Source organism: Paenibacillus gallinarum (assembly GCF_014836635.1).
Classification (GTDB): Bacteria; Bacillota; Bacilli; order Paenibacillales; family Paenibacillaceae; genus Paenibacillus; species Paenibacillus gallinarum.
Window position 1 is genome coordinate 104512 of the sequence record NZ_JACSQL010000004.1, and the last position, 22540, is coordinate 127051.

A 22540-nucleotide genomic window follows, 5' to 3' on the forward strand; every position below is an offset into this window, starting at 1 on the left:
CCACGCTTGGAGGCAAGGTTTTTTGTGATGATTAGAAACACTGGATATATAAAATTTGCCATGTAGGAAATGCTTGAATGATTGGATAGGGCTGCGTTTGCAGGAACACAGTAACCGCAGGATTAGTGAAGAGTACAATCCCTAAACGAACAGTGAGATTAAATGGGTTAGGCCCTGTAATGATGACAGCCCAGCGATTTGTACAGAATGGGAGCGACCAAGGGAACCGTGCGCTTCGATATTCGGCGAGCTGAGATTCTGAGTCCGTCTCGGTAAGTTCTACCTCGTTATCTTCCTCCCTGGGACCACCAAGACCCGGCAAAATATTCCCGAGGATATTGCCGGGATTTGAAAGTCCACCAGGACCCAAAAGGCCGCCTATTCCTGGTGTTGGACCTATGGGACCAAATGGGCCTCCGCCTGGAAATCCGGGGAACCCGCCTGGCCCACCGCCTGGCCCGCCGCCCGGTCCACCACCGGGACCGCCACCCGGCCCACCGCCGGGACCACCACCAGGGAACCCGCCAGGAAAACCACCCCCACCCGGTATCTGCCAAGGTGATCCGCCGGGGCCCATTTGCTGACCGGATTGTGCTACAAGCGTTTGAGCTTGCGTTGGATTAGAAGTTAACAATTGATAATGCTGTAAAGCTTGGTATGGCGGGGAAGACAGCGAACCTAAAAGATTCGCAGGAACCGCCTGCGTTGCACCCGGTGTAGCAGTTAAACTCCCGATATTTATGGATCCTAATAAAGATTGGAGCGGAGCACTTCCTCCCTGACCAGGTGTCAGTGGAGTAGGTGAAGGAAAGGTGGAAAAAGACAAAACAATCAACTCCCATTCCGAATGTTGGTTCATAGCCTATGGTCATATATATGAACTGCGAATGGGATGGGTGCATCAGGATGTAATGAAGTTCCAAAATGCAGACGCAGCCGGTGAAAGATTTTTTCTTCTATATAAATACGTGCAAAGTCTAGTATCGTTTTCTTCCAGACCTGGAATGGGCATCGAGATGATATTGGCTGAGGTAGAAGAGAGCATACTCGCAGGTAGAAAGGTGAACGCATTTCCTAAAGAAACGGTCCTCAGCGCTGCTTGCGGCGTAGCGGCAGATACCCTTTTCCACAAATGAATATTTGTTCGTTCCGTAAATTGTTCCGTATATTTGCCAAGTAACCCATGGCTTTCATAGTCAACGAATAAGATTTGAGACAGATCGCTTGGTTTTACAGAATCGCTCATTAATAGAGGATGATTTTTTGCCGAAACAAGTACGAGCTGATCTTGCTGCAATAATACATAATCACTCGATTCTGGTTCCTGAGGGAGGGGCTGTTTTTCGGTACGTGCAAGTAAAAAAGAATCTTCTGCGTTCTCTTCTCCAGACGAATCTCCAATTAAGCTGCTTCTCACTGTAATTCCTGGATATTCTGATGCGAAATGACTCATCACTTCAGGCAAAACATTTTCAGCTGCAAGCGAATCGGTATGGATTAGAACATCCCCTTGTCCAAGCGAACTGAATTGCTGAACCGTTCGTTTGACTGTATCGGTAAGCGCAAGAATTTGTTTGGCATGAGGGAGGATAGCCCTTCCTGCATCGGTTAACATCATTCTTCCTTGTTGAGCACTATATATGGGAACACCCATGTCTTTCTCTAAGCTTTTCATATGGAAAGAAACCGTTGGCTGCTTCATTTGAAGTTCTCTAGCGACATCCGTTACTTTATTGTAACGATCAATGAGAACGAGAATTTGAAATTTGATTACATTCACATTCATTGGGTGGTACCTCACTTCTGTTCATTCATTTTACAAACGATATATATAGGATAGGAAACGATCAAAGAGGACAACCTCTAGTATAAACAAGCTATATGATCCTTCTGTTATAGAATAATTATATCAACTCATAGAAAAAATATATACATATTTAATAGCACGTTTACAAAACATAAATTTTATATTGATGCACTAGCTTTACAATAAAAACATAGTCAAACGTGGTAAACAAATAAACGCCACACACAATTTGGGGGAGGACAACCTAACATGTTCAAGAAAGCGAAAAAATTTCCTTTACTTATGACAACACTCGCAATGACTGTCGTACTGGCCGCTTGCGGTTCTGGCTCAGATACGGCTGGTTCTACAGATAATAAATTAAGCGGATCTATTCTTGCTGTTGGATCTTCAGCGCTTCAACCGTTGGTTGATCAAGCTGGACAAGATTTTATGGAAGTAGAAGGAAATGAAGAGATTACCGTACAAGTACAAGGCGGCGGTAGTGGAACAGGACTTACTCAAGTTGCTGACAAACAAGCCGATATCGGTAACTCCGATGTATTCGCAGAAGAAAAATTGGATGCTGAACAAGCGAAAACCTTGGTTGACCATCAAGTTGCAGTTGTAGGAATGTCTGTTGTAGCGAATAAAGATGTAGGTGTTAATGACCTGACTCAACAACAATTGGTTGATATCTTCACTGGTAAAATAACGAACTGGAAGGAAGTTGGCGGAGCAGATCAAAAAATTGTTATCGTTAACCGTCCAGCAAGTTCAGGAACTCGTGCTACTTTTGAAAAGTATGCTCTAGGTCAAAGTGCTCCTGAATTACAAGGATCTATTCAAGAAGATTCCTCCGGTACCGTTAAAAAAATCATTACTGAAACACCAGGTGCGATCGGATACCTAGCTCTGTCTTACCTTGATGATAGTATTACGGCCATTAAATACAATGGGGTAGAAGCTACCGTGGAGAACATTCAAACGGGTGAATATGCGGTATGGGCTTATGAACATATGTATACAAATGGCGAGCCGAATGAAGTGGTAAAAGCTTTCCTTGACTACATGCTGTCTGATGACATTCAAAAAACGTATGTAGTAGACCTTGGTTACATCCCTGTTAGCGATATGCAAGTTGTGCGTGACGCGGAAGGTAATATTACCGAGAAATAAGATAGAGTACATTTGTTAAACAATGAGATATAGATCGATAAGAGGCGGGCTGAATTGTTGCTCGACCTCTTTCGTTCGGTTTTTAGATGAGATACAGAATTATACTAAAATGATTTAAAAAGGATGGTTCTTGATGAGTGTAGCGAACACGGATCATGCGCACAAACCTCGCCCGAAACGGGAAAAGCATTATTATGAAGATTGGATCGGTAAAATATATACGTCCATCTGTGTAGTCTTTCTTATTGTAGTTATTATATCGATTGTCTTTTTTGTTGCTTCCAAAGGCTTAACTACTTTTATGAAAGATGGAGTGAGTCCACTAGAGTTCTTTACATCCGGAACTTGGAATCCGACAGGTGATGAACCTGCCTATGGCGCACTTCCGTTTATCGTAGGTTCCTTTACAGTAACGATTCTTGCTGCACTGATTGCAAGTCCTTTAGCATTATGTGCCGCTTTATTCATGACTGAGATTGTACCAGGTAAAGGAAAGCGAATCCTGCAGCCAGCCATTGAACTCTTGTCTGGTATTCCTTCTGTTGTTTATGGATTTGTTGGACTTACCGTCATTGTTCCACTGATCCGTTCGATCTTTGGAGGTACTGGGGTCGGTATTTTAGCAGGCTGTCTTGTGTTATCTGTCATGATTCTTCCCACGATTACAAGTATTATGGCAGATGCCATTACTTCTCTGCCTGGTGGTCTTAGAGAATCTTCCTATGCACTGGGTGCAACTCGCTGGCAAACCATAACAGGTGTAGTCATTCCTACGGTACTTCCTGCGCTCTTAACAGGAGTTGTTCTCGGAATGGCACGGGCTTTCGGTGAAGCACTTGCTGTACAGATGGTGATTGGTAATGCACCGCATGTTCCGAATTCACTTTTGGAATCTGCATCAACACTCACCAGTGTAATTACACTTAGCATGGGGAATACAGCTTCAGGTTCTGTTCATAATAACGCGCTGTGGAGTATGGCGCTTGTGCTTCTTCTTATGACCTTTATCTTTGTATTACTTGTTCGCTTGCTTGAAAGGAGAAATCGGGTATGATGAAGCCGAAAACAGTCGATCGAATTGCTACTGGGGTTATCGTTACCTTTGCACTTGCGATTGTGGCCATCCTGGTAGGTCTTCTTGGATTTATTATTTTCCGAGGAATTGGACATATCAGTTGGGATTTCCTAACTAGCAAACCACAAAATTTGCGGGCAGGTGGCGGGATTGGACCACAGCTATTTAACTCTATATACCTTCTCATCCTTACTCTGATTATTACGATCCCGCTTGGATGGGGAGCCGGAATTTATATGGCTGAATATGCGAAACCAGGTAGAATTACAAACATGATTCGCTTGGTCGTTGAGGTATTATCCTCCTTTCCGTCCATCGTTATCGGTCTTTTCGGTTTGCTTGTTCTCGTAAATACGTTTGGTTTTGGATTTTCTCTTCTGTCAGGTGCACTTGCACTTGCCGTATTCAACCTGCCGCTTATGGTTCGGACAACGGAGCAAGCTTTCCGTTCGGTTCCTAAAGCACAAAAAGAGGCTGGACTTGCTCTTGGTTTATCGAAGTGGAAGATTATCACTTCCATCCTGCTTCCTGTAGCTTTGCCAGCCATGATTACAGGAACGATTCTTGCAGCGGGCCGGATCTTTGGTGAAGCAGCTGCTCTGATGTTTACTGCAGGAATGAGTAGTCCGCCGCTCGACTTTACGAACTGGAATCCATTCAGTGAGAGATCTCCGCTGAATCCGATGCGCCCTGCAGAGACACTTGCCGTACACATCTGGAAAGTAAATAGTGAGCAGCTTAAACCGGATGCTGCTGAGATCGCAGCGGGTGCTTCTGCTGTTCTCGTGATTATGGTTCTGCTATTTAACTTATTCGCTCGCTGGCTTGGACGTTTTGTATATCGCCGGATGACTGCTGCGAAACGCATGAACTAATTTTTTTTTGTATATAGGGAGGTACAGCTGTAATGGCACAACAACCATTTAGTACAGAGGATCTAAGTGTTTTTTACGGGGAAAAAGAAGCGGTAAAAAAAATCAGTATGGAGTTTCCTGAGAATACGGTAACGGCACTGATTGGTCCTTCGGGATGCGGGAAATCCACCTTTCTTCGTTCATTAAATCGCATGAACGATGAGATTGCGGGTGCTAGAGTTACAGGTCATATATGGATGAACGGAAAAGATCTGAATGCACCGGGAACTGACGTAATTAAACTACGCCAACAAATCGGAATGGTGTGGCAGAAGCCGAATCCTTTTCACAAATCGATTTATAACAATATTGCGTTCGGACCTAAGTATCGTGGAGTGAAGAATAAGAAGCAACTCGATGAGATTGTGGAAAAAAGTCTGCGCCGTGCAGCGCTATGGGATGAGGTAAAAGATCGGCTTAAAGATTCAGCCCTTGCACTATCTGGTGGACAGCAGCAACGTCTATGTATTGCCCGTGCATTATCGGTTGAGCCGCAAATTCTTCTGCTCGATGAACCTGCATCTGCACTCGATCCGGTATCGACAGGGAAGATTGAGGAACTTATCACCGAACTTAAAAAAGAATTACGTATCGTCATCGTGACTCATAACATGCAGCAGGCAGCACGGATTTCAGATTATACCTCCTACTTCTACATGGGAAATCTGATTGAACGTGATGTAACGGAGAAAATTTTCTCCAATCCGACGAATCAGTCCACTCAAGAATATATTATGGGACGTTTCGGTTAAGAGTAGATTTTAATAGCTAACAATTTCAAATGGATAGTAAGACATGGCAAGGCCAAGGTTACCTTGAATAGGTGACCTTGGCCTTGTTGCCATATCATCTATATGATAAATTTTCATTCGTGATTAGTTCTTTCGAGCTCTAGCTTGTTCGAAAGAAGTTAGCACTCTTTATCAGCGTTGCCTCTCCCTTTATTCCGTAAAATGTCATAATCTGTTATATTTAGAAATGATTATTTACAAAAAAAAGGAAAGAGGCATTCATGATGTTACATAAACGTTATTCCCACTGGTGGGGAAAAGGGTTGCTGCTTGGCAGTATCGGTATATCCCGAATTGGGGATTTTATCTATCTTATTGCAATCAATATTCTCATTCTAAATATGACCGGTTCACCAGCTGCTGTCGCTGGACTTTGGATTATTGCTCCGCTTGCATCCATACTTACGAAATTTTGGTCTGGAAGTATTGTTGACCGCTATGATCAAAGAAAACTTATGATACTCACAGATGTCATTCGGGCAGTGCTTGTAGCCTTGCTGCCTTTATTATCTGATCTATGGATGATATACGGCTGCTTAATGTTTGTCAGCATGGCTTCATCTATTTTTCATCCTGCTTCACAGGCCTACATTGTTAGACTAATACCGGAAGAAGACCGGAAGCAGTTTAATGCTTTTCAAGGGTTGACCTCTTCTGGTGCTTTTCTGATCGGGCCTGCCATAATGGGAGTTATGCTTATGTATACAACACCTGATATGGCCATCTATTTGAATGCAGCTTCTTTTTTAATCTCGGCTGTGATTCTATTTTTTCTACCTAAACTTGATGTGAAGAAGACGGATTCTACTGGCAGTAGAAGTTTAACGATACGGATGGTTGTGAGTGACTGGGCAGAGGTGCTAGGATTCACTCGTATCGCATTTTATGTAATGTTTATATATAGCTTTTATCATTTGATTTTGCTGATAGGGATGGCTCTGGATTCTCAGGAAGTAGTGTTTATCATTCAAGTATTGGATTTATCGGAGCTGGAATATGGATTGATCATCAGTTTAACAGGGGCAGGCAGTGTTGCAGGAGCTTTTGTCAATTCTTTGCTGGTAAAATGGCTGCCACTGAAGCATATGATGGGAGGCGGGATGCTTCTTGTATCACTGGGATATTTGATTTTCTCGGTATCTGATTCTTTCACGGTGGCCACCCTGGGTTTTGTTCTGCTTGGATTCTTTTCTTCTTTTTCCAATACCGGAATGATTACTTTTTATCAAAATAATGTACCTGCTGAGTTGATGGGCAGAATCACGAGTGTATTTGGAATCCTGATTAGCTTACTGCAGATTATAGCTATTATTGTTTTTGGGGTTGTTGCTGAATTGTTTTCACTTAGGCTTTTATATTTGTCCATCTCAGTAGTGCTTATCGTTCTTTCTCTCGTGTTATGGGCAGCGAGTCTTAAGAAATCGGCAATCTCATATTACGAAGAAAAAGTGAACGTGAACCATTCAAGTTGATGCTGCATAGAACGGGTACGCAGCGGGGACAGTAGGGGGAATAAGTAAGAATATACGGATAATTACTTATATAGATCCCTTCGTTTGATGGATGTTAGAGTTATTATTGACACCGCCAACTTGTTTCGATTAATCTGAGTATTGCTATATTGGTAAGTAGCGAAACATTCAAATACCAAGGACAGAGAAGAGTGATATGCCCTTCTTCTGTCCTTTTTTGCGGGAGATTGCAGGGCATGCTTGCAGTCTTCACGTGTAATACATGCACACATGGGGGAGTACAACATGAGATTTAAAGACGTTTTTTCTATCATCGGGCCAGCAATGACGGGTCCATCGAGTTCCCATACAGCAGGAGCTGTTAAGCTTGGACGTATTGCTCGTCAGTGGCTTGGGGAACAACCAGTCGAAGCAAAAATGACGTTATATGGCTCTTTTGCAGATACATATCAAGGTCATGGTACTGATTTGGCTCTTATAAGTGGTCTAATGGATATGGCTACCGATGATCCCCGTATACCTGATGCAGAAGAATGGGCTGAGAAGCTTGGCATGCAGTATGAGATTGTGACAAGCGGACTTCCTGCTGCCCATCCCAATACAGTGAAATTTGAATTAAAGGTAAACGATCAGTCCTGTTCCATGATGGGAGCTTCAATTGGAGGAGGCAGCGTAGTCGTATCTCATTTAAATGATTTCCGAGTACAGCTGACGGGGGATTTCCCCGCACTTGTCCTTCGCCATATCGATAAAGCAGGGGTCATTGCTTCTGTTACTTCCATCATCAGTGAGTCGGGAGTTAACATTGGCTTTATGCAGGTAGACCGAAAAGCAAGAGAGGGCGAAGCATTAACTGCGATGGAGCTGGATACCGTTCCTTGTCCTGAGGTGCTGACGAAACTTATTCAGCTTCCAAATATTCTGGATTGTAAAGTAATTGATTTGAAAAAGGGGCTAATATAAGGATGCGTTTTAAACATCTAAGAGAACTTCATGCTATTTGTACCGAAGAAAATAAGACACTTGGCACCTTAATGATTGAAGAACAAGTAAAGGAAACAGGCACTTCTGAGACAGAAGTGGTTCAACAAATGGCTGATTATTACGAGATTATGAAACAAGCCGTTCATAAAGGGATGACGGAAGATACAACTTCCCGCAGCGGTCTCACTGGCGGGGATGGTCAGCGTGTTCGAGACTATTTGCAAAATAATCAAAGTTGTTCGGGAGATGCTTCCACTCTTGCCATGGCATATGCACTCGGCGTATCCGAAGTGAATGCATCTATGGGGCGAATTGTTGCGACTCCTACAGCCGGCTCGGCTGGAATTATTCCCGGTGTGTTTCTTAGTGCACAGGAACGGTTTGGCTGGAGCGATGAGCATATGGTGAATGGACTGTTTTGTGCCGGTGCGATTGGATATGTGATTGCGAATAACTCCTTTATTTCAGGCGCAGAAGGAGGTTGTCAGGCTGAAGTGGGTTCAGCCATTGGAATGGCAGCCGGTGCAATGGTTGAGCTGCGCGGAGGAACTCCTGAGCAGGTTGTCCATGCGGTAGGGATTGCACTGAAAAACACACTGGGGCTGATCTGTGATCCGGTAGCAGGACTTGTTGAGATCCCATGTATTGTTCGTAATGGCTTAGGTGCGGTAACTGCACTGGCGGCGGCAGATATGGCACTGGCAGGTGTAAGAAGTGCAATACCTTCTGATGAAGTGATCGATGTGATGCTGGAGGTGGGCAGTGCAATGCCAAGTCGCCACCGGGAAACAGCGCAAGGCGGTCTTGCTCAAACGCCGACAGGACGGAAGATTACCGAAAATTTAGCTAAGCCAAAGAAAACAACGCAAGACACGGAATTTAGCTCCAAAGAAAAATAATAAATATGGATGACGAAAAAAGCCGGAAAACGAAACGATGAGAGTTTCGCCTTCCGGCTTTCTATATATAGAATTGTTTTGATTTTGATTGCAAAGATGATTATTTGTTCATCAGTTCTCCAAGCAATTTGATCGAGTGGAGTCTCGCCTGATGATCATAGATCGGTGTAGTCATCATGAATTCGTCTGCACCCGTTTGAGCAAGGAAACGTTCGAGTTGTTCCCGAACACTGTCTTGGTTGCCAATCACCGAATAGCTAAGCTGGTTTTGAACGATCGCTTTCTCTTGCATGTTCCAATCGAGTTCGTCCACCGGCGGCTGCATGAGTCCAAAACGTCCGCGGATCATATTTAGGAATTGTCTCTTATGTGAAGTGGATAAGTAATGAGCCTCTTCATCCGTATCAGCAACAAAAGCGTTTAGAGCAACCATAGCATAAGGTTTATCCAGCACTTCAGATGGTCTGAAGCTTGACCGGTAAATATCAAGCGCAGGCAGTAAGTAATCTGGAGCGAAATGGCTCGCAAAAGAGAAAGGGAGACCTTTTCGTCCGGCAAGTTCTGCACTGAAACCACTTGAACCAAGCAGCCAAATCGGAATATCTAAATCACGTCCAGGATAGGCATGCACTTGCATAGACGAACTGGATGTCGGATGGAAGTAATTTTGTAGTTCTTCAAGACGCTGCGGGAAATCTTGTCCGTCACTGCCAGGTCCTCGGCGCAGTGCGCGAGAAGTCAGCTGATCAGAGCCGGGAGCACGGCCAAGTCCAAGATCAATCCGTCCAGGAAATAGAGATTCGAGTGTACCGAACTGTTCGGCAATCACAAGTGGAGCGTGATTAGGGAGCATTACGCCTCCGGAGCCGACGCGAATTCGTTTGGTTCCGCCAGCGATATGGCCGATGACAACCGAAGTAGCTGAGCTTGCGATCCCCGGCATGTTGTGATGCTCTGCAAGCCAGAATCGGTTATAACCCAATTCATCAGCTAGTTTTGCAATATCCAGGGAATTTTGCAGTGCCGTCTGGATGTTAGAGCCTTCCGTAACAGTGGCTAGGTCAAGGATAGAGAAAGGAATATCTTTTAACGATTTGCTTTGTGTTTGTGATTCAGTGTTCATGTGTGTACCTCCTGTACGCTAGGATTGTTTCTTCCTATATATAAGTCATTTGTGAATATGTAAATCGTAATCTTACTATTATAACATAAAATATAGATATATATATGTATGTGTGACAGTAGGGTAAAGTAGAAGATTTTATATTGGTAATTTTATGGAGGGATATAGACACCTTACACATCTAATAGGGTGAAATGAATATAACTAATTAAATAAAAGGGTCTTAGGAACGAAAAAAGTCGTCAGTTCTCTCTTGCTACAAAAGAGCTGACGACTTTTTTGATCTATTTCTGTTTTATTTTGAATCAATGATTTGAATCTCTTTTGCAGTAATAGTAGGAGGCATGGTATCCAATTGTTCGTTTTCGACCTTGAAGCGAATTATGGAACCCACCTTTATATCTTGGATATTAACATCAGTTTCGCTGACTTTTTTTAGGTCTAGCCAAAATAGATCATATTTTTGAGATCTAATGATGTCTTGAGACGATTGCTCAGTTATCTTGTTTAAATTAGACGCTATTTCAGGATTATCCAAATCTTCAGTGATTAATATTTGTTTGACAGTAGTTTTTTCTTGCTTACCTAATACGATGGCTTCCATTGTAAGAGTAGAATCTGTATGTTGCTTTACGCTATTGTTACTTACAGATTCGGCATTATTACAGGAGCCAACTAATAAAAAAGATATGATTAGTACAATAGGTACCAAGCGCATAATTTTACCTCCTTATTAATACAAGTAAAGACGATAGGCAGGTAACAAAAGTTCCAATATCTTTAATTTATTCTAGGTGGTGTACGCAACCTATATACTCCATATCCAATTCAGAACAAAACAAAAAGCTGAACGTGCGTGCTGATTTGTCAAAACGAGTGGTGTCGTTATTTGAGAGTCTAATTTAGACTCATGATACTTCATTAAGCTAACGGGCAGGATAGTTGAGTAGGCCAAAAACGAAATCTGGGACGTTGCTCCCTTTAAGTTATGCAATAGGGGAGGATAGTTTAATTCACTTCGCGAAGTTAGTGAAGGAGTCGTTACATACAATTTGCGAGCTTAAATAAACCCAGGAGGAAACTATGCAAAGAAGAACTGATGGCTCATTTTGATATGTATATCTGCCTTTCTTTATGGAGTGCGGTATTTATCAGCAACTATTTTTGGATCAGGTGTTTCTTCATGGAGCAGTCAATTATTTAATGCAATGTTAGAGTACGTAGGTGAAGGACCATTAATCAACTAATCCTTGTCTCTTTTCGTTATTTAAAGTAAGCGTATAAACGGGCATAGCATTGAGAAGGAAAGATAATGCAAAGGTGTGATTAAATGAAAGGAAAGTTTTATGAAATTACTGGAATAATATTTGTGGTTTTTTCTGGTCTTCTGTATACCTTGGAACGATGTGCAAACTGGATTTCTAATGGACTACGCGCACAAGGACTAGCATCTTTTTCTGGTGACGTACTTTCGAGCGAACCATGGGTGGATCTCAAAAATAATGTTTTTGTAATCTCTTTTCTGGTCATTGGAATTGTTGCTTTTTTGTATGGACTCTATAGAAATAATAAGTTTTGATATTAATCTTAGGAGATATTCTAAAAGTGAATGATGTTCTATTCGCGATTTGGCCTATTTTTGGACTATCATGATAATGGTCGGAGCAGTTTGTGGAGTATTTTTACTTGTTCTTATTATTAAAATATTGATAAAACTGAATTTATTGCTTGAACTAAAAATAAAAGCAAACAAATCCAATTAAATTCTTGACGCTACCATTTTTGTTCCTTGCATCTAAGAGGCAATTTATCACCTACATAACACTGTGAAGTAACGTTCAACTAACTGTAAAAACGATAGTTGAACACAGCAGGGAGCAACTTGCCAGTGGGTAGTTGCAAGCGGCAGGATAGTTTAGTTGGACAAAAGGTATACCTTATCATGGCGAATAAAGACAATAAACCCCTCAGCATAATGCCAAGGGGTTTATTGTCTTTATTTTACTTTGATATTTGATCAAATAATCAAAGAGTTCAGAGGAATATAATACGGTTACATCACACAGAATGTTACTACTCTATGATTTGCTTTGCTACCTCTTTTAGATAATCAGCACTCACATCAAGGTCTACTGAAAAAATAACATAGAGATGATCGTTAGATACTAAATTTACGACTTTTCTTGGTTCGCCATCTACAATTACTGCTTTATGGCCGTTGATTTCCTCTACATAGATTTCTGAAGAAGCATAAAGGTCAGAGTTTTTGAACATTTCTACTGTAGATTCTGGAGTTCCCTGTATATCGTTTTGGAAAATTTGAATCTCAGAACCACTTTTCAATTTATAATCAACTCTTGTTTGGACTTCATTACCATAATCAGTTGCCAGAGCGTTCAAATCAACAATTGGATTTTCACTAATTTCTGAAACTACCGCCTTAGAAATAGTATTACTAGAAAGAGGTTTATTCACCAAGTCCAAAGGTATATGATTTCCAGCATGATCCGCCTCTAGTAAAGGAGTAGTTGTGTAAGAGTAGTCAGCAGAAACATCAGAAGTTTGTTTAACTTCAGATGTAGTTGTTTTAGTTATTGTTTCATCACTGGCGTATGCATTAAAAGTGTAAACTCCTCCAAGAAGTAAGGCAGCAGCAAGACTAGTGGAAAGTATTTTTTTCTTCATTTTCATTTTTCTCCTTTATACTTTGAATTTTTAATATGAGTATACAATGCCCGTTTTCACTACGTATTGGTTGCTCTTATAACGCAAATCATATCTCCAATCATACCCGTCTCCGTTAGGTGTTGATCTGTAAAAAGTTTCAAAAGTAGTGCTACCAGAATGTCTATAATAAAATTGATCATACCCAACATTAACAACATATTTGTTCATACTTTTCCAAGTAGCTGGACCAGCAATACCATCAGCAGTAAGTCCTGCATTTGATTGATAGGATTTCACAGCTGTACCAGTACCACTACCATATTTCCCGTCAATATCACCTACTGTTGACTTTAATCCTGAAGACCATAGATTTGCTTGTAAAGACTCTACATATCCACCAGAAGAACCTGAACTCAGCGTCGGATAGATAGTAAAGATTTCAGCGCTAGCATTTCCTGCAATCAACAAACTTCCGACCAACATTACTGAAGATAATAGTGCTGTGTACCTCGTTTTTTTTGCAATAACCATTAAATAATTCTCTCCAATTCTTGATGTCATAACACTTATTTTGTTGTGATGGAATAGATATACACTTTATTAAAATATTAATAATATGTCAAGAATATTTTGGAAAATAAAATTAATATTTATGGAAATAACGTAAGTGCTTGATCAAAGCCAATATGACAGCGCAATACTTTCATTTGCTACGATCTATTTCTATTGTTTCTTATTAGACAAATAGCTAATTATATTCTAACGTCTTTTCTTTAAGCTACTCGGCAGAATAGTGCAATAAGTTATTGCGATAATCGCCATTGTATGATACCAAATGGTATTGTTAGTCAATTAGTTTTATAATTAATTTCAAGCGAGGTGACAACAAATGTGGAAGAGCAGTTTTATATCTGGTCTGGGACTGATTGCATTAAGTGGCATATTGTTCACATTAGAAAGATTTATTGCAGTTTTTAAATGGATTGGTGAATCGGCTCCAGTAAAAATAAACGGGTCTGGATCTTATACAACTGAACCAGCTATGCCTGGTGTGTTTGATAATCTATTTGTAGGGATTTTCTTGATACTTGGACTAGTTTTATTAATTATTGGGCTAAGTAAAGGAATAAAGAAGTCTGTTTGAAGTTATCCCTTTAACAAAAGCTGTCGATATGTAATACTGTGTTTTTAGGGAAAAATCCATTCTTCTTGAACTAACGAGTAAACGATAGTTCAAGAAGAAAAAGCAACCGATCAATAGACCGGTTGCTTTTTCTTTAAGCTATTTGGGCATCGCCTCAGACTAATTAAGAGAAGGTTTGTTATTTATAAATAACTCAACCTTGCTATTCTCTCCTAATAATTCTAGCGAGCTTGTCTTTTTAAAATTTTTACTAGTTTTCTCAAGAATTTCAATGGCTTCAGAGTTATCCTTGTTAACCAAAATAACATTCTCTAGAACGACTGTCCATACTCCGTTTACTAATTTAACAGGTACATTGTAAGTTGGAAGCTTTCCAGATTGTGAGAAAGTTTGAGTAAGTTCTACTGAATACTCTTCTTCATTTATTTTATTTGCATTTCCTACTTTAAAGGAAAGTAAAAGATCTGCATTTTCAGCTGTTTCATTTACTATACTATTCTTTAGAATCTCATAAGATGCGGATACGATATCTAATTGTTCCTCTTCAGAACCCCACTTAATATCTGTAGTCAATTCTGCAAATGTTGTTGCATCTAGATTTTGAGCTGCACTATACGCCGTATTTATTGTTTCTAGAACTCTTTGTTCATCACTAGAAACACTTGCACTTGCTGTCCCACCAATAGCCCCCATTAATAAAGACATTGTTAGACCGATTTTCCAAAACTTTTTCATGATGTTTCCCCCTGATAAATCTAGCTGTGTTTTAGATCTAGAGATGGTTTTATTCACCAATAACTCTAGCTTATTAGATAATAATGGATATTAATATTAATATCAACAAAATACTTTACTTTTGTCTCAACATGAATATTTAGATCTATTTTTTATTCCCTTAGTTCTAGTTTAACAATATGGTCGATAGCAATATTATGATTGCAAAAAATTAGAAGGTCTTACTACGAATCAAAATATTGGTTGAACTAACGAAAAAACGTTAGTTTAATCTAGTGTCTATAATCCTTCTATTAGTAGCAAACTAGAATTAATCGCTCTAGTAGGAGGTTATATTATGATTTTAAGTGAACTTTGGCATCATTACGAAGCAGACAAGCGAATTCAGGGGTTTAGCCCAAATACATTGAAAGCATATGCTTTACAGCTCAGGATGTTGGTTACAGATCTTGGGGATATAGATATTTCCGAGGTAACTCTGAACCTGTTGAAGGAATACCTAGCAAAGCAATCCAATCGATTAAAGCCCAGTAGTTTAGGGCACCGCATCCGTTTTGTGCGATCCTTATTCCGTTATGCATATGAAGAAACCTATTTACAGACTAACCCTTCGCTCAAATTACGTGAGCCAAAAATGGATAAGCGAATTCCTAAGTTTTTGATGGAGGAAGATGTAATTCATCTGAAGATTTCTTGCCAGACACAAAGAGAAAGAGCTCTACTAGAGTTTCTCTACAGCACTGGTTGCCGGATTGGAGAGGTCGAGAAATTAAATATGGAGGATTTAAACTGGGAGAATTGCTCTGCCATTGTAAACGGGAAGGGTTCAAAGCAAAGAGAAGTCTACTTCACCACGGAGTGTAAAGTATGGTTGAAGAAATATTTAGCAAGTCGAGAAGACTCCTGTAAAGCCTTGTTTGTAACTGATACCAATCCTGTTAAGCGAATGGCCATTCCAACGCTAAGGTGGGTATTAAAGCGATTAGCAGATCGCGGAGCCGTGGAGGCTAATGTGTATCCCCATCGATTCCGTCATACTTATGCATGCCAGCTGCTTGATAACGGGGCACCATTAGAGTTTATCCAAGGTATGCTGGGTCATGAAAAAGCCTCAACCACGCAAATCTATGCTCAGCTTCGTGGAGAGCGTCGGAGAGAACTGTATCGTCGATTTTTTTAGTAACAGAGGCGGATTATATTTAAGAGGTCCAACGACTTATTCAACTAAAGGACGAACGGTTGTGAAATACTATCCATTGCAATGCGTCATAAAAATAAACAAAAAAAGACTGCTGTAAAGACAGCAGCCCGTAATAAAACTTATATTATTCCGCTTTAACGAGGATTTTGACTTGGCTCTTTTCTTTTAGCAAACCTTCAAAACCTTGCTCAATCACATCATCAAGTTTAATGCGCTTTGTTACCAATTTGTCAGCAGGGAAGTAGCCTTTCTCCATAAGGTTGATTACCGCTGGGAATACATCACGGTATCCGATGATACCGGAGATACTGCGTTCTTGCATGACAATTTTATTAGGCTGAATCGGTGCTTCTTTTTCAAAAATGCTGACAATCATGAGTTCTCCGCCAATTCGGACAGCTTCGAGTGCTTGTTCGAGTACAGGCGGCACGCCTGTTACTTCGAATACTACATCAGCACCGCCATCTGTTAAGCGGTGGATTTCTTCCACTACATCATGGGTTTCTTTCGGATTAATGACTTGTGCTCCAAGTTCTATAGCTTTTGCGCTACGCTCAGCAGAGAGTTCCACTGCATATATTTCGGACGCACCAGATGCTTTTAGCGCTTCGATTACGAGTAGTCCGATAGGACCGGCACCGAAGACAACGGCTTTGTCGCCAACTTTCAGTTTACTTTGACGAACTGCATAAAGGGCAACGGCAGAAGGTTCAACCAAAGCGCCTTGTTCATAGGAAACCGTATCTGGAATTTTATGTACGATATGCTCGTCACAAGCAACATACTCAGAGAAACCGCCCCCGCCGCCGGCAAGACCGAGGAATCCCATTTTGTCGCAAAGATTATATTTACCTTGGCGACATGCTTTACATTTACCACAGTTGAAGATGGGTTCAACAACCACGCGATCTCCCTTTTGAAGACGAGTTACACCTTCTCCAACTTCAACGATTTGTCCAGAAAATTCATGTCCCATGACAACAGGCGCTTGCTCTCCCGTAATCGGATGAGGTTCGTCTGCTGGAATAAAGATCGGACCCGCTGTATATTCATGTAAGTCGCTGCCGCAAATGCCGCACCACTCGACTTTGATTTTCACTTTCCCAGGTAGAGCTTTTGGTTCGTCGATTTGTTCAATACGCAGATCTTTCACACCATGCCATCTAAGCGCTTTCATATCAAATCATCTCCTAAATAGAAAAGTTAGCTCGCAAGTAAATCAATAAAGCGGCCTGTTTCTTTCACTTTAGTTCTCATTTACTGCTCTACTTCACAGGAATATCATGTTCTTATTACAAAAAAACAATATTTTTTAGGAAACGTTTCCGATTCAAATATGTCACACTTTTTATATACTGTCAATTCTAAAATACCTTCTTACTGTGTATATAAGTTAATTTAAATGCTAGTTTAATACGTTTGTTCAGGAGGATATCTTGATATGATGGCAGCTGTGATATAATAAAAATAGAATCCTACTTCATCTAGGAAACAGGAAACGATTCCAGTTCAAAGAGAGGTTGCCGAGTGCGTGAATAATAATAAAGATCAGAAAGTTACAATAGAAGATGTAGCTAAAAAAGCGGGGGTTGGAATAGCGACCGTCTCGCGAGCTATTAATAATACAAGCGGCATCAGTGCCAAGACAAAGGCGAAAGTACTGGAAGCCATTGAAGAGCTAGGGTTCACCCCGAACACTTCGGCACAAAGTTTAAAAGTACGCCACACCCATCAGATTGCACTTGTGGTATCCGATATTCGCAATGCGATTATGCCTGAGATTGCTTGGTCTGTAGAGCAGACCGCCAAACATTATGGATATCGTGTAGTCCAAATCAATACTTCAGGAAATGCGAGAGCGGAGCTTGAAGCAATTCGAGAGGTGAAAAAACTCCATGTAGACGGAATGATCATTCTTCCGCTTGCTTACCCCAAAACGCTTGGAGATCTGATTAGTAAGTCTCCTGTACCGATATCCATTATTAATTATGGGAAAAAGCTAGGCCCTGAATATAAGGCAGATATTGTGTGTATGTCCAAGCAAGAAGGAAACCTGGTCATGGAGCATCTGCTGAAAATGGGACGGACGAGGATTGCTTATGCCGGAGCGGCCAAAGATATGATCGAAGAACGGTATTTTGCCTATGAGCGTGCGTTGCCGCAGGTTGATATTTCATTAACTTATTTCGGGGATGACTTTTCACTTCAGACGGGGATGGAGGCAGCGAGTTATTTTTATAGTCTTAAGGAAATGCCGGATGCGGTCTATGCTTGTAACGATATGATTGCGATTGGTATGGTGAATCGTTTCAAGGAATTGGGCGTTCGTGTTCCCGAGGATGTAGCTATTGTGGGTATTGATAATAATCTGTGGACGACGCTTACATCCCCTCAGATTAGTTCCGTTACGATATTAGGCGATGAGTGCGCTCGTCTAGCTACCGAACTGCTCATTAAGCGAATTAAGGAGAATAATCAGGCTCCCTATGAGAAAGTAGAGTTTGAACCAAGACTGATCGTGAGAGAATCCAGTGTATCGATGAAAAGATCTCCTTTATTATAAGAAGGCGAAGAGAATTCTTTTCAAAAGTGGGAAAAATAAAATTTTAACAGGGAATCACGCAAATTGCGGGGTTCTTTTCTGTTTTTTCTGGGATTTCTAATTCATATTCAGTTCATTATTTTTCGGTATATTTGGGTTACTCACAGTTAGAAACTTCTATTGAGATACATAAGTTTAGATCACAAAGTAAACTTTAGGTTTACACGGGGGATGCAGATGAGACAGGCTTTACATAAAAATTCATATTATCGATTATTTTTGGTCGGTATACTGAATCTGGCGGTTGATCTGGGTATCTTCTTTTTGCTTCATCTCTGCTTGGTACCTGTTGCCTCTGCTCAGATAATCGGCTATGTAGCTGGTATGCTTAACAGCTATGTTTGGAATCGAAACTTAACGTTTGTATCTATGAAAAAACGGAGTTTTGGTAAGCTGGTTCGTTTCATTTCTATACATATGATTACGCTGATGATATCCATAGGTTTACTACATGTAGTTTATTATTATTTCGGTATATCACTCTTTTACAGCAAGCTGCTGGCGACGGTCTGCAGTGTGATGGTGAGTTATTTGGGAAGTTCACTTTGGGTGTTTGAAGATAATGAAGAGCCGTCATCACAAGAGGATCATCATTTCGGGAGCCCTTGACTTACGTAGCCCTTAACTTACGTAGGGGCTTCTTTTTTTTATTTTTGTGAGAAAAAGTATAATGATAAGTGGATTGATTTTAAAATGACTTTAGATGTTTCAAACTATATGGATCATAGGGAGGACCTTAAGATAATGGCTAAAATTTTGGTGGTAGACGATGAAGCTCATATCCGGGAACTAATTGAATTATTTCTGAAACGGGAAGGTCTAGATGTCTACCAGGCAAAGAATGGAGAAGATGCGCTCACTGTGCTGGATTCCATGAAGCCTGATCTTGTGATTATAGATATTATGATGCCGGGTATGGACGGCTGGGAACTTTGCAGTCACTTGCGGGCGTGGAGCGATATTCCGATTCTCATGCTTACGGCTAAGGGAGAAACCGAGGATAAAGTAAAAGGTTTTGAACTCGGTACAGATGACTATATGGTGAAACCCTTTGCCCCTCAAGAGCTGGTAGTTAGAGTAAAAGCACTGCTCAAAAGATACCGGGTCTCCATGGACCAAACGGTAAAAGTAGGGAGACTTACACTAGATCGTCCTTCGTTCCAAGTTATATCGGAACAGTCTTCTGTGACACTGCCTCTTAAGGAATTTGAACTGCTGTATAAGCTGGCCAGTTATTCAGGAATTACCTTTACCAGGGAGCAGCTCATTGAAGATATTTGGGGGCTTGATTACGAAGGAGACGAGCGAACGGTAGACGTACACATTAAAAGACTGCGCGAGCGATTTCCTGATCATAAGACCGGTTTTCGGATTGTGACCATTCGAGGACTTGGTTATCGCCTCGAGGAACTTGTATGATCCGCAGTCTGTATGTGCGGGTTGTTCTTACTTTTATAGCAGTCACTGTTGTTAGTCTAATGATTTCATCATTCGTCGCCTTTCGTTGGTTTGAAAAGGATGTAAATCGCGATATGTCGGGTGAACTGATGGAAGAAGGAGCGAAAGTACAGCAATTGTATGATACGTGGCAACCGGAAGACTTATCGGTATTTGTTGAACAGACTTCAAGCCTCATGCGGGAGCTTCATATTACACTTGTCGGTCCGGATGGACAAAGGATAGATAGTGAAAATAAGGAGCAGAATCCACCGGTCAAACAGGGGAATTATACGGAAGCAGTGGATACGGTACTGAGCGGAGCAAATGCGATTATCCAGGAGGAAAGCCAAAGCGGAGGTCCGATGCGCCCGGTTGCGATAGGTGTACCTTTACAAACGACAGATGGGGTATACGCGATGTTTTTACAGCCTAATTTAAAACCGCAACGTGAGAATTTTAGGCGTACTAACACCATGATTAATTTGACATCTTTGCTTGTCGGCAGTTTTCTTATCCTGATGGCTTCGCGTTTTCTCGTAAGCCCGCTGAAGAAGATGACCAGTGCCACAAGGCAAATTGCCCGCGGTGATTTTAGAATCAACCTTCGTATGAAACGCAGAGATGAGATTGGGGAGCTGGCAGAAAGCATTCAGCTTATGGCCAGTGAACTCGGACAACTGGAACAGATGCGTAAGGATTTTGTATCGAATGTATCTCATGAAATGCAGACACCGCTCACTTCGATTCACGGCTTCTCCCAGGCACTCACGATTAGTGAACTTAGTGATAAAGAGCGAATTCGGTACGCAAGCATTATTGAAACGGAAAGCGAACGTTTATCCCGGCTCATTCGCAATCTACTGAGGCTGTCATCTCTCGATTCAGATAAACATCCTTTCCAGATCGAAGCATACAGGCTTGATCGTCAGCTGAGAGACGTTATTTTAACTTTGGAACCGATATGGACCAGCAAGTCGATCACTTTTCATCTCCATCTGCAGGAGCTCGTAATTCAGGCAGATCGGGATCAGCTCAGCCAGGTATGGACCAATCTGATTCATAATGCACTGAAGTTTTCTTCTGAAGGAGACAGCATCGAGATTTCAATGACTCGTGAACGGGGCTATGCCGTTATTGCTATTAAGGATCATGGAGAAGGGATGGCTAAAGAAGATTTACAGCGGATCTTCGAGAGATTTTATAAAGCCGATGCTTCCCGCAATCGTTATGAAGGCAGCGGACTGGGATTATCGATTGCGAAGAAGATTATTGATCTTCATGAGGGCCGAATTCAGGTGGAATCAGAGCTTGGAGTGGGGACGACTTTTAGAGTGTATCTTAGACTGTAGCAGGGGATTTCATATAGGGGGAGGCCTGTATCATTCATACTCAGTTCATAATGATTCAGTATAGTGACGCTATAAGAATCGTAGGGGAGTGAGCGAGGAAATGGAAGGGCAGGTCATGTACTCTATCGTGGTTCCCGTATATAACGAGGAAGAGATTATCCAGGTTACTTACAGTCGGCTCTCGAAGGTTATGGAGCAGGCGGGACGACCGTATGAACTCATTTTTGTGAATGATGGCAGCACAGATCACACGATGGATATTTTGACACAGGCTGCTCTGATCGACTCCTCCGTTCGGGTTATCGAATTCTCACGTCATTTTGGTCAGCAAATGGCAATAACAGCAGGAATGGATGCTGCAACAGGGCAGGCTATTATTGTTATGAATGCGGACTTGAAAGATCCGCCGGAACTAATCCATGACATGATCAAGCTGTGGAATCAAGGGTATGATGTCGTAAGTGCTAAACGAAGAGAACACGGGAATGAAACAGGAATGAAACGAGTGTCAGCTGCTGTGTACAACCGTATCCTGAAAGGGCTAACGAACAATAATATTCCCGTTGTTCCAAATGATTTCCGGCTGATTGACCGGAAGGTGAACGAAGCCATGAAGATGTTTCAGGAAAAGAACCGCATCGTTCGGGTGCTCGTCAGCTGGGTAGGCTTCAGACAGTTTGGGCTTGAATATGATCAAGAAGAACGGGATGCGGGACAAACCAAGTATCCATTACGTAAAAAGATGCAATTATTAGTGAAAAGTGTAACCTCTTTCTCTGATAATCTTGTCAAAATATCATCTTATGCAGGGATTTTCATCTCCTGTATTAGTTCTGTCAGCTTGCTCGTGACCCTATGCTTACATTTGTTTACGGATAACAAGGTAGCAGGGTGGGCATGGCTCCTATTGGTCGTACTCTTGCTTAATGGGATTATGATGATGATCCTCGGAGTAATCGGAGAATACATGGTTAGAATTTACGATGAATCAAGGGGCAGACCTCTATATATTGTGAGGGAGAAGATAGGGTTTGATGAGCAGGTAAGGAGCCAGCTAAAAGAAGAGGATCACACTCCAGAAGTTGAAAACTATGGACTCTCTGATGATCTTCCTTCTTTTACCGATATATCTTCGTATCAGAGATAAACCCATCATTCATGTATAAGCATATATATAGA

At 41.4% G+C, this 22540-nt stretch carries 23 protein-coding genes; 15 read left to right on the forward strand and 8 right to left on the reverse strand.

Features of this window, described 5'->3' with window-relative positions; all coding sequences use genetic code 11:
* Window positions 1-31: 31 nt before the first annotated feature.
* Window positions 32-826 (reverse strand): hypothetical protein, encoded by a 795-nt coding sequence (locus H9647_RS11515; RefSeq protein ID WP_191799985.1) that lies wholly within the window; start codon window positions 824-826, stop codon window positions 32-34.
* 75 nt (window positions 827-901) lie between these two features.
* Window positions 902-1786, reverse strand: coding sequence for a LysR family transcriptional regulator (locus H9647_RS11520; protein ID WP_191799987.1), 885 nt, complete (start codon window positions 1784-1786; stop codon window positions 902-904).
* A 270-nt stretch (window positions 1787-2056) separates the two neighbouring features.
* On the opposite strand from H9647_RS11520, the gene H9647_RS11525 reads away from it, so the two are divergent.
* The 7 genes from H9647_RS11525 to sdaAA all read left to right on the forward strand — a co-directional run bounded on the left by H9647_RS11525 (window position 2057) and on the right by sdaAA (window position 9100).
* Window positions 2057-2965: a phosphate ABC transporter substrate-binding protein PstS family protein gene (locus H9647_RS11525; protein WP_191799988.1), complete on the forward strand. Its 909-nt coding sequence runs from the start codon at window positions 2057-2059 to the stop codon at window positions 2963-2965.
* A gap of 133 nt (window positions 2966-3098) precedes the next feature.
* A complete protein-coding gene (gene pstC / locus H9647_RS11530) occupies window positions 3099-4019 on the forward strand; it encodes a phosphate ABC transporter permease subunit PstC (RefSeq protein WP_191799990.1) in 921 nt (306 codons plus the stop codon).
* Window positions 4019-4915 carry a phosphate ABC transporter permease PstA gene (gene pstA / locus H9647_RS11535; protein ID WP_191800333.1) on the forward strand — a complete coding sequence of 299 codons (897 nt, stop codon included), beginning with the start codon at window positions 4019-4021 and terminating at the stop codon, window positions 4913-4915. Before pstC ends, pstA begins: the two co-directional genes overlap by 1 nt.
* Window positions 4916-4947: 32 nt before the next feature.
* On the forward strand, window positions 4948-5706 hold the full coding sequence (pstB, locus tag H9647_RS11540) for a phosphate ABC transporter ATP-binding protein PstB (protein ID WP_191799992.1): 759 nt from the start codon (window positions 4948-4950) through the stop codon (window positions 5704-5706).
* Window positions 5707-5966: 260 nt separating this feature from the next.
* On the forward strand, window positions 5967-7217 hold the full coding sequence (locus H9647_RS11545) for an MFS transporter (protein WP_191799994.1): 1251 nt from the start codon (window positions 5967-5969) through the stop codon (window positions 7215-7217).
* Between the two features lie 285 nt (window positions 7218-7502).
* Complete coding sequence (gene sdaAB / locus H9647_RS11550) at window positions 7503-8180, forward strand: L-serine ammonia-lyase, iron-sulfur-dependent subunit beta (RefSeq protein WP_191799996.1); 678 nt, start codon at window positions 7503-7505, stop codon at window positions 8178-8180.
* Window positions 8181-8182: 2 nt separating this feature from the next.
* Complete coding sequence (sdaAA, locus tag H9647_RS11555; RefSeq protein WP_191799998.1) at window positions 8183-9100, forward strand: L-serine ammonia-lyase, iron-sulfur-dependent, subunit alpha; 918 nt, start codon at window positions 8183-8185, stop codon at window positions 9098-9100.
* A gap of 100 nt (window positions 9101-9200) precedes the next feature.
* On the opposite strand, the gene H9647_RS11560 is transcribed toward sdaAA, so the two are convergent.
* Together H9647_RS11560 and H9647_RS11565 are read right to left on the reverse strand one after the other, a co-directional pair.
* Window positions 9201-10223, reverse strand: coding sequence for an LLM class flavin-dependent oxidoreductase (locus H9647_RS11560; protein WP_191800000.1), 1023 nt, complete (start codon window positions 10221-10223; stop codon window positions 9201-9203).
* 295 nt (window positions 10224-10518) lie between these two features.
* Entirely contained in the window at window positions 10519-10941 is a 423-nt protein-coding gene (locus H9647_RS11565) for a hypothetical protein (RefSeq protein WP_191800001.1), read from the reverse strand.
* Window positions 10942-11553: 612 nt separating this feature from the next.
* Between H9647_RS11565 and H9647_RS11570 the strand changes: the two genes are divergently transcribed.
* Complete coding sequence (locus tag H9647_RS11570) at window positions 11554-11802, forward strand: hypothetical protein (RefSeq protein ID WP_191800003.1); 249 nt, start codon at window positions 11554-11556, stop codon at window positions 11800-11802.
* A gap of 494 nt (window positions 11803-12296) precedes the next feature.
* On the opposite strand, the gene H9647_RS11575 is transcribed toward H9647_RS11570, so the two are convergent.
* Window positions 12297-12908 (reverse strand): hypothetical protein, encoded by a 612-nt coding sequence (locus H9647_RS11575; RefSeq protein WP_160034995.1) that lies wholly within the window; start codon window positions 12906-12908, stop codon window positions 12297-12299.
* Between the two features lie 30 nt (window positions 12909-12938).
* Window positions 12939-13421: a peptidoglycan-binding domain-containing protein gene (locus H9647_RS11580; RefSeq protein ID WP_160034997.1), complete on the reverse strand. Its 483-nt coding sequence runs from the start codon at window positions 13419-13421 to the stop codon at window positions 12939-12941.
* 358 nt (window positions 13422-13779) lie between these two features.
* Between H9647_RS11580 and H9647_RS11585 the strand changes: the two genes are divergently transcribed.
* On the forward strand, window positions 13780-14034 hold the full coding sequence (locus tag H9647_RS11585) for a hypothetical protein (protein WP_160034999.1): 255 nt from the start codon (window positions 13780-13782) through the stop codon (window positions 14032-14034).
* A gap of 159 nt (window positions 14035-14193) precedes the next feature.
* Here H9647_RS11585 and H9647_RS11590 read toward each other — a convergent pair whose 3' ends face one another.
* Window positions 14194-14769: a hypothetical protein gene (locus H9647_RS11590; protein ID WP_160037122.1), complete on the reverse strand. Its 576-nt coding sequence runs from the start codon at window positions 14767-14769 to the stop codon at window positions 14194-14196.
* A gap of 337 nt (window positions 14770-15106) precedes the next feature.
* On the opposite strand from H9647_RS11590, the gene H9647_RS11595 reads away from it, so the two are divergent.
* Window positions 15107-15949, forward strand: coding sequence for a tyrosine-type recombinase/integrase (locus H9647_RS11595; protein WP_191800005.1), 843 nt, complete (start codon window positions 15107-15109; stop codon window positions 15947-15949).
* Window positions 15950-16094: 145 nt separating this feature from the next.
* Here H9647_RS11595 and H9647_RS11600 read toward each other — a convergent pair whose 3' ends face one another.
* Window positions 16095-17147 carry a 2,3-butanediol dehydrogenase gene (locus H9647_RS11600; RefSeq protein WP_191800007.1) on the reverse strand — a complete coding sequence of 351 codons (1053 nt, stop codon included), beginning with the start codon at window positions 17145-17147 and terminating at the stop codon, window positions 16095-16097.
* A gap of 354 nt (window positions 17148-17501) precedes the next feature.
* Between H9647_RS11600 and H9647_RS11605 the strand changes: the two genes are divergently transcribed.
* From H9647_RS11605 to H9647_RS11625, 5 genes are all read left to right on the forward strand, one after another.
* Window positions 17502-18533: a LacI family DNA-binding transcriptional regulator gene (locus H9647_RS11605; RefSeq protein WP_191800009.1), complete on the forward strand. Its 1032-nt coding sequence runs from the start codon at window positions 17502-17504 to the stop codon at window positions 18531-18533.
* Between the two features lie 216 nt (window positions 18534-18749).
* A complete protein-coding gene (locus H9647_RS11610; RefSeq protein WP_191800011.1) occupies window positions 18750-19181 on the forward strand; it encodes a GtrA family protein in 432 nt (143 codons plus the stop codon).
* Between the two features lie 135 nt (window positions 19182-19316).
* Window positions 19317-19991: a response regulator transcription factor gene (locus H9647_RS11615; RefSeq protein WP_191800013.1), complete on the forward strand. Its 675-nt coding sequence runs from the start codon at window positions 19317-19319 to the stop codon at window positions 19989-19991.
* The gene (locus H9647_RS11620) at window positions 19988-21361 is read left to right on the forward strand and encodes a sensor histidine kinase (protein ID WP_191800015.1); all 1374 of its coding nucleotides are present in this window, start codon (window positions 19988-19990) and stop codon (window positions 21359-21361) included. The genes H9647_RS11615 and H9647_RS11620 overlap by 4 nt, the downstream gene beginning before the upstream one ends.
* A gap of 100 nt (window positions 21362-21461) precedes the next feature.
* A complete protein-coding gene (locus H9647_RS11625) occupies window positions 21462-22508 on the forward strand; it encodes a glycosyltransferase family 2 protein (protein WP_191800018.1) in 1047 nt (348 codons plus the stop codon).
* The last annotated feature ends 32 nt before the right edge of the window (window positions 22509-22540 follow it).